We start from the raw sequence: 10,548 nt of genomic DNA, 5'->3' as shown, positions 1-10,548 counted from the left end.
GGGCTGATCAGCAATGGGCTGGTCAGAAAACCGGGTCAATGGCGAGAACCAGGTGAGCAGCATTGCCGAGAATCTGGTTGGGCAGTATTGCTAACGATCACAGAGCACTATCGGGCGACGATTGACAATCAATACCGGTTCACCCCCACGCCTGTGGGGACAATCGCGTCCGAGTGGTAGCCAGCAGCATGCAACGCGGTTCACCCCCACGCCTGTGGGGACAATTTAATACTATGGCTGATACCGTGGTAGCAGACCGGTTCACCCCCACGCCTGTGGGGACAATGTTCGTCCTCGGCGATGGCCAAACTAAATGAGCGGTTCACCCCCACGCCTGTGGGGACAATTGCAAATTACCCATGACACCCTGACTATCACCCGGTTCACCCCCACGCCTGTGGGGACAATGTTTGTTGGCTGAGTTGCGCCATCGTCTCGACCGGTTCACCCCCACGCCTGTGGGGACAATAAAATTGTCGTGGTCGATTTGTTACTTTGTGGCGGTTCACCCCCACGCCTGTGGGGACAATTGGCTCGTGAAGGTCGCAAGGTTGGCTTGCGTCGGTTCACCCCCACGCCTGTGGGGACAATAAGCGGCTGGGTCACGTTGATCCAACCCAAGACGGTTCACCCCCACGCCTGTGGGGACAATACTACTGCGCATGGAATGTGATCGATTGGTCGCGGTTCACCCCCACGCCTGTGGGGACAATCAAGGTGAAGCCAATGTTTACGTATATCGTGGCGGTTCACCCCCACGCCTGTGGGGACAATATTGATTCGTTCGAGTGCCATACCTACTTAACCGGTTCACCCCCACGCCTGTGGGGACAATAACTGACATCGCCATGATCGATTTTCCACGTCCGGTTCACCCCCACGCCTGTGGGGACAATTTTAGGCTAGTATTCGTTTTTCGCTCTCATGGCGGTTCACCCCCACGCCTGTGGGGACAATTAGCAGATATAGCAGAATGGATAAGAGAAACGCGGTTCACCCCCACGCCTGTGGGGACAATATAAGCGGCTTGGCGGCAATCGATCTAATCTCCGGTTCACCCCCACGCCTGTGGGGACAATAGATGCACGTTTAACAATCTCACTAGAACGAGCGGTTCACCCCCACGCCTGTGGGGACAATGGGACCAACAACACCAATAACCATAAAACCTACGGTTCACCCCCACGCCTGTGGGGACAATACAGAAATAGAAGGCCGAGCACGAGGAGCACGCGGTTCACCCCCACGCCTGTGGGGACAATGATAACACCGTTGAAGATGTCTTTTTCGGTGTCGGTTCACCCCCACGCCTGTGGGGACAATTGGAAAAAACCAAGCTGAGTATAATAGCTTGGCGGTTCACCCCCACGCCTGTGGGGACAATAAACTGAATAGAAGCCCAAATGTCAGTATCAACGGTTCACCCCCACGCCTGTGGGGACAATGCTACCACGGCTGGCCATATGATGGCCTTTAACGGTTCACCCCCACGCCTGTGGGGACAATAAGCTGGGGGAGAGGGGGGGAAATACTTTTGACGGTTCACCCCCACGCCTGTGGGGACAATTTGTCCTGTTATCGGTGTAGATTGTCCTCTTTCGGTTCACCCCCACGCCTGTGGGGACAATTTGGCCACTACCAATGCCACGCCAGAGCCAGCCGGTTCACCCCCACGCCTGTGGGGACAATAACTGGTTGCAAGTTATCCCACATATCCCACACGGTTCACCCCCACGCCTGTGGGGACAATGTATAAACCGAATCGCGCCGCCCGATGTAGGGCGGTTCACCCCCACGCCTGTGGGGACAATCTCGGCGTTTTCTGATTCATAATCATCGCCGCCGGTTCACCCCCACGCCTGTGGGGACAATATCTTTTAGTAGTTCTACATAGTTTTCTTGGTCGGTTCACCCCCACGCCTGTGGGGACAATATCTTTTAGTAGTTCTACATAGTTTTCTTGGTCGGTTCACCCCCACGCCTGTGGGGACAATTTACGCTTGCTAATCTCGCCGCTGCGCACTTTCGGTTCACCCCCACGCCTGTGGGGACAATGAATTAAGAGAGGAAGTGACGCAGGACATGTACGGTTCACCCCCACGCCTGTGGGGACAATTATAATATAGCTGCGTAAAGGTCAGGCGATCCCGGTTCACCCCCACGCCTGTGGGGACAATGTGTATTTCGTGCTCAGCTCATTGATCAATGCGGTTCACCCCCACGCCTGTGGGGACAATCGCTGATCAAAAAGCCTAAGTAGGTCTGGTCGCGGTTCACCCCCACGCCTGTGGGGACAATTATTTGATGAACGGCGAGAATGGGCAAGTCGTCGGTTCACCCCCACGCCTGTGGGGACAATCCGATGATTGTTGACCAACCTTGCTCAGCAGACGGTTCACCCCCACGCCTGTGGGGACAATGCTGCGGCCGATGGTGATCATGAGGCTGGTGCAGGTTCACCCCCACGCCTGTGGGGACAATTTTTTCCTTTGATTTGGGAGAGGGGGAATATACGGTTCACCCCCACGCCTGTGGGGACAATATCTCATGCTCAATCCCCCATTGTTCCGATAACGGTTCACCCCCACGCCTGTGGGGACAATTTAATCAAGCAACCCACAACCTGAACACATTTCGGTTCACCCCCACGCCTGTGGGGACAATGCGATTAACACAGCACGGGCAACAGCAACGCGCGGTTCACCCCCACGCCTGTGGGGACAATATCACCACCACGGCGAGCAATGACACCACGGGCGGTTCACCCCCACGCCTGTGGGGACAATATCCGCTCTCAAGAGTGGTTACGCAATCCTATCGGTTCACCCCCACGCCTGTGGGGACAATGCCCCGCTATAAAATGTCCATTTAAAATCTTGCGGTTCACCCCCACGCCTGTGGGGACAATAATAGATAAACTATCTTCAGTCCAATCAGTTTCGGTTCACCCCCACGCCTGTGGGGACAATCTTAGTTAAGAGATCATGTAGTTTCTTAGCATCGGTTCACCCCCACGCCTGTGGGGACAATGGTAAGTTACCTCTAAGATATTTGTTAACTGTCGGTTCACCCCCACGCCTGTGGGGACAATTTCTTGAATGATCGGCTGTCGCATTTCTTGTACGGTTCACCCCCACGCCTGTGGGGACAATATTAACGATGGCAAGCCATTTGCTATTGCCTACGGTTCACCCCCACGCCTGTGGGGACAATTTATCCAAGAAATTGATTCGCGCATGGTGGCGCGGTTCACCCCCACGCCTGTGGGGACAATAGCGCTCAAAATCTAGCCACGTTTTCAACTGGCGGTTCACCCCCACGCCTGTGGGGACAATCAATTGGCCAACAAACAAGAACACCTGGCTAACGGTTCACCCCCACGCCTGTGGGGACAATGCTGGCACGGCTCCCGTTGGCGTGTGTGACGACGGTTCACCCCCACGCCTGTGGGGACAATGGCGATGCGCAGAGCGAAATCACCAAGGCCCGCGGTTCACCCCCACGCCTGTGGGGACAATACGAATACGGGCATGCATTCGCCGATGATTGTCGGTTCACCCCCACGCCTGTGGGGACAATGTATTAGTCTTACGATCAAGCCAAGATTCAGGCGGTTCACCCCCACGCCTGTGGGGACAATGGTTTGTTGGCTGAGTTGCGTCATCGTCTCGACGGTTCACCCCCACGCCTGTGGGGACAATGCGTGCCTTGAGCGCCTAACACGCACATAGCACGGTTCACCCCCACGCCTGTGGGGACAATGTGCATTGCAGCGGTGCGTTTTTGGTGATGCCGGTTCACCCCCACGCCTGTGGGGACAATGCGTTGAATTTGCCTTGACGAATCGCTGGCAGCGGTTCACCCCCACGCCTGTGGGGACAATGTGATCGTAACAATCACATCATCGCCTTTAGCCGGTTCACCCCCACGCCTGTGGGGACAATCCGCTCGGAACCAAGCGCGGCCATGGCATCGTCGGTTCACCCCCACGCCTGTGGGGACAATACTGGAACGAAGCGCTCTAATAAGCACTTTCCTGCTTATTATACCCTATTGAAGTATCTTTGGTATGACTTTTGGTATTAGCACATTTGTGAACTAGATTCAAGGTTATACTCAGCACAACATTTGATTGGGAGCTAATAACTGGAACGTTTGTAATACCCTCACCTATGTGAGGACGTAGTATAAATATTCTGAATGTTTACGACCCTAATTCGGGTCACCCCCACCAGTGTGAGGATATTCCTATTATACTGAAAGTTGCAATGGTCATTGATTTATCTACAATCTCTTGACAGGATATATATGAACCCGTATACTCTCAGAAGAATTATGGTTGTAAACAATCCACACCACAACATCCAATCGATCACCACTCTTGGCATATAAATCACCCCACATAAGGATGGCTACTATGGAGGACCAAATCAAGGAGCTATGGGGAAAAACAACGACTACTGATCATTTTCATCCTGCAATCTATCACATGATCGATGTCGGCCATGTGACACGTTTATTATTAGCCTCTGGCACAACGCCCCGTATTCGCTCGACTCTCGAACATACATGGCAGGGATGTCATTTCGCCGCTCTATATGAATGGCTGCCATTTTTAGTAGCTCTCCATGATATTGGGAAGCTCTCGGCTCCATTTCAAGGCCAACAAACGACTCACCTAACACGAACCCATGCGCAACGGCTTGCCCAACACGGCTTTTTCCTGCCACCGCTGCCTTCAACACCCCGCTTACCCCACACTTTAGTTGGTGCGGTGTTTATTGCTGATCATTTGGGCGAGCTTGAGCCAGGTGTCTCACGCAGATTTATCCATATTCTTCGCGATGCCATCAATGGTCATCATGGGCAATTCTCGAAGGAATTAGGGATTGTGCGCGATGCATTAACAGCGATTGGGGAGCCAGTTCATTGGAACCCAATTCGTAAACAAGGGTATAGCATTTTACACCGCTATTTCGCTGCACCCAATTATACACTCGCCGAGATTGGCCAACCGCAAAGCATCCGCGCTGCAACTATCGGATTGGTTGGTTTGATGACGCTCGCTGATTGGATTGGCTCGAACGCGTCTTTTTTTCCAGCGAATTGTACAGCCTCACTCCAAGAATATTATGCTACCAGTGAAAGTTACCTATTCGAATTACCACCACAGATTGGGTTTATCCCACGAAGAACGCTTGACCACGAGGTTAATTGTGCAAGTTTATTTCCTGATTGTGCCGAAACATTGCGCCCCATTCAACAGATTGTTGATAATTTGACCCTCGACGCGACTATGTTGCCAAGTTTATTTTTGATCGAGGCTCCCACTGGCGAAGGAAAAACTGAAGCTGCCCAAACGCTGGCTCAACGCATCGCGAAAGCTACTGGCTCCGATGAAATTTTTGTGGCGCTCCCCACAATCGCTACCAGCAATCATATGTTTGTCCGTATGAGTCAGCTCTATCAACGGCTCTATGGCGATCAGGGCATGGTCAAGCTAGTACATGGTCAAGCCCGTTTAGTCGAAGATGATCTGCGCCAGCTAGTGCTCGATGCAGATCGCTATATCGATAGTGATGCACAGCAAACCAGCGATGTCCTGCCAAGTAGCGAACATATGCTGACATGGTTTAGTTCATCCAAACGGGCATTGTTAGCGCCTTTTGGGGTTGGAACTGTCGATCAAGTTGAGTTGGCTGGGTTGAATACCCGCCATTATATGCTCCGCTTATTTAGCTTGGCCGGAAAGGTGGTGATGCTCGATGAGGTGCATGCCTATGACACCTATATGAATACAATTCTTGAACATACCCTACAATGGCTTGCAGTGCTTGGTTCATCAGTAATTTTGCTTTCGGCAACCTTGCCAGCTCAACGCCGCAACGCCTTAATCGCGGCATTTCAGGCTGGATTAACCAAAAACGCAGATCAGCCAGCAACAACGTCTTCCGCTGCCTATCCCTTATTAACCCATGTCGCTGCAACAAGTATTCAAACGCTTGAGTTTGCTGCCTTTCGACCGCATCAGCAGATCAAGCTTGCGTGGTTGCATACTTCGACACTTCAAGCAAAAGTTCAATATTTGTTCGATTGTATTAGTGATGGGGGGGCTGTTGCTTGGATTTGTAATCGTGTGGCGGATGCTCAAGCCCTATATGCTGCACTCATGCAACATCCCGATTGTCACACACTTACAGCTCATGGATTACTCCATGCACGCATGCCCCAAATTCAACGCCAAGCTCGCGAGCAACAGGTTCAGCAGCTTTTAGGCAATCATCCACGCAATCCAACCGATCGGATTATCATTATTGGGACGCAAGTGCTTGAACAAAGTCTCGATTACGATGTTGATGTGATGATTAGCGACCTCGCGCCGATCGACCTGTTATTACAACGAGCTGGACGCTTGCAACGCCACCAACGCCAACGACGACCAGCACATCAGCAGGCATGCTTAACCATTTATCATCCATGGGATCAACAAGGGTTGCCAGCAATATACGCTTGGCAACGTATTTACGCAGCCTATATTTTGTATCAAACCTGGCATTGCTTGCAAGCACTCGAGCAACCGCAGTTCATTCAACTGCCTCAAGATTATCGCCGTTTGATCGAAGCAGTGTATTCTGCAAGCCCACCTACCCCAAATCCGCCTGCGCCCTATCTGCAAACCGCTTGGAACGATCTTCAGCGTAATCAAACGATGATGAATGATACTGCCCGTGTGCGGTTGATTCCACCACCGCATGGACGCGATCCGATTAGTGTTGCTAATCTCACGCTTTTTACTGCCGACGAGGATCATGCTCAGGCTGTACAAGGTTGGCTTGCAGCTCAAACGCGCCTCGGCGATCGGATTACGGTTGTGCCCCTGTTTTGTTTGCCCAATCAAAACTATGCCCTTGATTCAGCCGGAGTCCAGCGAATTCAGCATACAGCTGATGAAGGGTTAACCCTTGCGGCACAGCGTGATCTGCTTAATCATGCGATTCCACTCAGTCACCCTGCTTGGCTCCTCACGCGATTACGCAATCAACGCTGGCCCTGGAAGAAGCTGCCAGTCAGCATCAAATATCTTATTCCGTTATTCCTGCATCCAAATGGACAAGCCTTGATTGATCCGAGTGTGCGGCTTGATCCTGATTTGGGTTTGGTCATTGATTATCAAGGAGGTGAGCGTGAATGACTACCTTTACATTTAATTGTTGGTCAGAGCCATGGATTCGGTGTCAGCGGCTTAATGGCGAAAGCGCCCTACTCAGTATCGAACAGGTTCTAACTAAGGCACACGAGTTGTATAGCTTGATTGATGATTCACCGTTAGTCGTTGGAGCAACCAATCGGTTATTAATCGCCATTCTGCACTTTATCCACCAACCCCAAGAATTGGCCGACGTGATCGAGCTTATCGAACGAGGAGCGTTTGATCGTAAACAGCTCGATCCATTTGCTCAACACTATGCCACCCGCTTTGATATTTTCGACCCAGCACTGCCGTTTCTTCAGACCAGCGATGTGGCGATTAATGCCCATTTACCACCTGCACCTGTGGCCAAGGCTAAGAAATCAGCAGCCACAAGTTTGCCAATCAAAACGATTGCTTATCTCTTTCCTGAGATTCCGTCGGAAACCAATCGAGCCTTGTTTAAGCATGTGCTCAACGATGATTTTTATCTGTGCCCCGCCTGTTGTACTGCAGGTTTGGCGATGTACCCAGCCTTTGCCCAAAATGGTGGTAGCGGTTGGCGAGCTTCGATTAATGGTGACCCGCCAATTTATACCTTTCCGATTGGCCAAAACCTGTTTGAAAGCCTTAGTTTAAGTTTGATCAATCAGCATAGTCATCTGCCGCGTCAGGTTTCACAAAGTCGTGCCCAAGTTGCGCCATGGACTGGCGATGGGCTAATTGAAGAGAAAAAAGAACAGCACCAGATCGGCTACGTCGAAAGTCTACTCTTTCCTGCTCGGCGTGTGCGGCTTTTTCCGATCACCTATCATAATCATTGTAGCCGTTGCGGCGAGTTTACGGCACTTGCTGTTCGTGAGATGTACTGGAAGCCTGGTGCATACCCAATCAAAGCTAGTGAACGCTGGCAAGATCCCTTTGTTGGTTACTACATCGGGGCCGATAAAACCTATAAATCACTGCATATGAGTATTGGCAAGGCCGCTTGGCGCGAATATTCAACCCTATTCTTGAATGAACCGATTGATGGGGTACGCCAAATCCCCGCAGTCGTCGATCAATACCGCGAGTTGGTCAATAACAGTGATTTTAGCCAAACAATCTGGTTTCGTTGTATTGGGATGAAAACTGATGGTAAAGCTAAGGTTTTAGCATGGATGGATGAGGCCTTGTCTGTACCAGCGAGATTGCTTGAAAATCCTGTTGGTCGTCAAGCAGTGCGTGAAGCACTCGATCAAGCAACAATCTGTGCCAAATTGCTCAGCACATCGTTTTTCCAACATCTTGATCAAGCGCAAAATAGCAAGCGGCATCGTTATCAAACCATTCATGATCGGATGCTTGAGCGGTACTGGCATGAGCTTGGTCAGCATTTTTTGGCCTTTGTTGAGCAAAGTGCCGCCGTTCAAGAGCCAGAGGTGCATCAAAAACGTTGGGTCGAGACAATCCGAGCTGTTGCACTCCAACAACTTGATTATGGATTAGCCCAAGTGGGCGATCGAGCTGATTGCTTACGACGGAGTACCGAGGCCCGCAATGCCTTCCAAGCTAAATATTATGTGACGCTGGTGAATCCAAGGCAAGGAGCCAAACCATGAGTTACACGCTCGAATTTATGAACCAACTCTGGCAACTTGATGCTGGCGGACGAGCACGTTTGAAACGCAATGCTGGCCAGAGTTATGGCGAGGCTCGCAACGTTTACGATGTTTTTTTTCGAATGTTGCCTCATGGCGTGCCCGATTACGCCTATGATGATTACTTTTTGGTTGCCACCCTCTTTTCAATTGGAACACGCCTACCACGTGAGCAACAGCACGAGTCTCGGGCGGCCCAACCATTAAATCCTAAGGAAAGCTTTGGGGCGGCCTTACGCAAAGAACGCGAGCAGCGCAACAATCAAACCGGAAGCCTCGATCGACGATTTAATGCTTTGCTCGATGCGGATCGCGAACAATTGCCATTTCGCCTGCGCCAAATCGTGCGCCTGTTGGCATCACGCCAAATTATGATTAATTGGTCGCAACTGCTCGACGATCTCCAAAAGTGGGACCATCAGGATCGTTATATCCAACGTCGCTGGGCCGAACACTACTACAAAAAATAAGTACCGCTCTATCAATTAAGGAGTTGAATGATGTTAATTGCCTTCCATTTAATTCAAAACCATGCGCCATCGAATCTTAATCGCGACGATAATGGTGATCCCAAAGATACGATCATTGGTGGGGTGCGGCGTTCGCGAATCTCCAGCCAAGCTGAGAAACGGAGTATGCGTTGGCATCAACCATTTCGCGAGGCCTTTAGCGCTGATGTTTTAGCTACGCGCACTCAGTTACTCCCCGAGTGGGTTCGTCAAGCATTGCAACAGCACCATGAAGTCGATGCTGAAGCCGAACAGCAGATTGTTCGGTTTGTTGAATCGCTTGGCAAAAAAGAGACCAAATCAGCAGGGGCTGACGGCAGCGAAGGCGAAGAAAAACCTAAGGGCAAGAAGGGCAAGGGTACTGATACCCAAAAGAATGAAGCCCATAAAACCGCCCAATTGATGTTCCTTTCGACTGGCGAAGTTGAGCGGCTTAGCTCATGGTTAGTCGAAAAATATTACGAACTGGGTGCAACTGGATTTGCAGGGTTAACCAGTAATGATCTGATTGCTGAGATTAAGAAAAAAGGTGGCTTGTTTGAGCCACATTCGGTTGATATTGCGATGTTTGGTCGGATGACCACCTCAAGTCCGTTCAAGGATATTGAGGCAGCGGTGCAGGTTGCCCATGCCTTTTCGACGCATAAAGTTGAAACAGAATACGATTTTTTTACTGCAGTTGATGATCGCTCAGGCGAATCGGGGGCCGGTATGCTTGGCGAAGTTGCCTTCAATAGTGCTACCTACTATAAATATATTAATATTCATTGGGAAGGCCTGCTTAAAAATCTGCACAATGATTATGAATTGGCCACGAAGGCGGTCTTGGCCTTATTGCAGGCAGCGATGACCGCAATTCCATCGGGCAAGCAAAATAGCTTTGCAGCCCATAATTTAGCCGATTTTATCCTAGTCGAAGTGCTTGACCGAACAATTCCCGTCAGCTATGCCAACGCGTTTGTCCAACCCATCCAGCTGAATCGCGCCCACCACTATATTCCCCAGCCACAAGAACCAAAATCGCTGTTAACCTTGTCAATTCAAGCCCTCTTATATTATGCCAACCAAATTCAAACCAAATATGAACTCCAAGGGCAACGGGCCTGTTTTACCCTTCCAGCACTGGAAACGACACCAATTCAAGCCTTTGAAACGGTGAGTAGCCTCGGAAATTGGTTGCGGACGATGCTGCCACAACGCGAGGTCTAGG

Annotated in this window: 4 protein-coding genes and 1 CRISPR repeat array; all 4 genes read left to right on the top strand. The window is 50.8% G+C overall.

From position 1 onward, the window contains the following. Nucleotides 1-135: 135 nt before the first annotated feature. Nucleotides 136-4,005: direct repeats of the CRISPR family, unit length 29 nt; unit sequence CGGTTCACCCCCACGCCTGTGGGGACAAT. Nucleotides 4,006-4,417: 412 nt separating this feature from the next. The 4 genes from cas3 to cas7e are packed head-to-tail and all read left to right on the top strand — an operon-like array spanning nucleotide 4,418 to nucleotide 10,547. Beyond that, nucleotides 4,418-7,192 (top strand): CRISPR-associated helicase Cas3', encoded by a 2,775-nt coding sequence (gene cas3 / locus ABEB26_RS24630; RefSeq protein ID WP_345724745.1) that lies wholly within the window; start codon nucleotides 4,418-4,420, stop codon nucleotides 7,190-7,192. Further along, complete coding sequence (gene casA, locus ABEB26_RS24625) at nucleotides 7,189-8,790, top strand: type I-E CRISPR-associated protein Cse1/CasA (RefSeq protein ID WP_345724744.1); 1,602 nt, start codon at nucleotides 7,189-7,191, stop codon at nucleotides 8,788-8,790. The genes cas3 and casA overlap by 4 nt, the downstream gene beginning before the upstream one ends. Beyond that, the gene (gene casB, locus ABEB26_RS24620) at nucleotides 8,787-9,299 is read left to right on the top strand and encodes a type I-E CRISPR-associated protein Cse2/CasB (RefSeq protein ID WP_345724743.1); all 513 of its coding nucleotides are present in this window, start codon (nucleotides 8,787-8,789) and stop codon (nucleotides 9,297-9,299) included. Before casA ends, casB begins: the two co-directional genes overlap by 4 nt. A gap of 27 nt (nucleotides 9,300-9,326) precedes the next feature. Beyond that, entirely contained in the window at nucleotides 9,327-10,547 is a 1,221-nt protein-coding gene (gene cas7e / locus ABEB26_RS24615; RefSeq protein WP_345724742.1) for a type I-E CRISPR-associated protein Cas7/Cse4/CasC, read from the top strand. The last annotated feature ends 1 nt before the right edge of the window (nucleotide 10,548 follow it).

This window comes from Herpetosiphon gulosus (assembly GCF_039545135.1).
GTDB lineage: Bacteria > Chloroflexota > Chloroflexia > Chloroflexales > Herpetosiphonaceae > Herpetosiphon > Herpetosiphon gulosus.
Note: the sequence above shows the minus strand (reverse complement) of the source record. Positions and strands in the feature narration are given on the sequence as shown.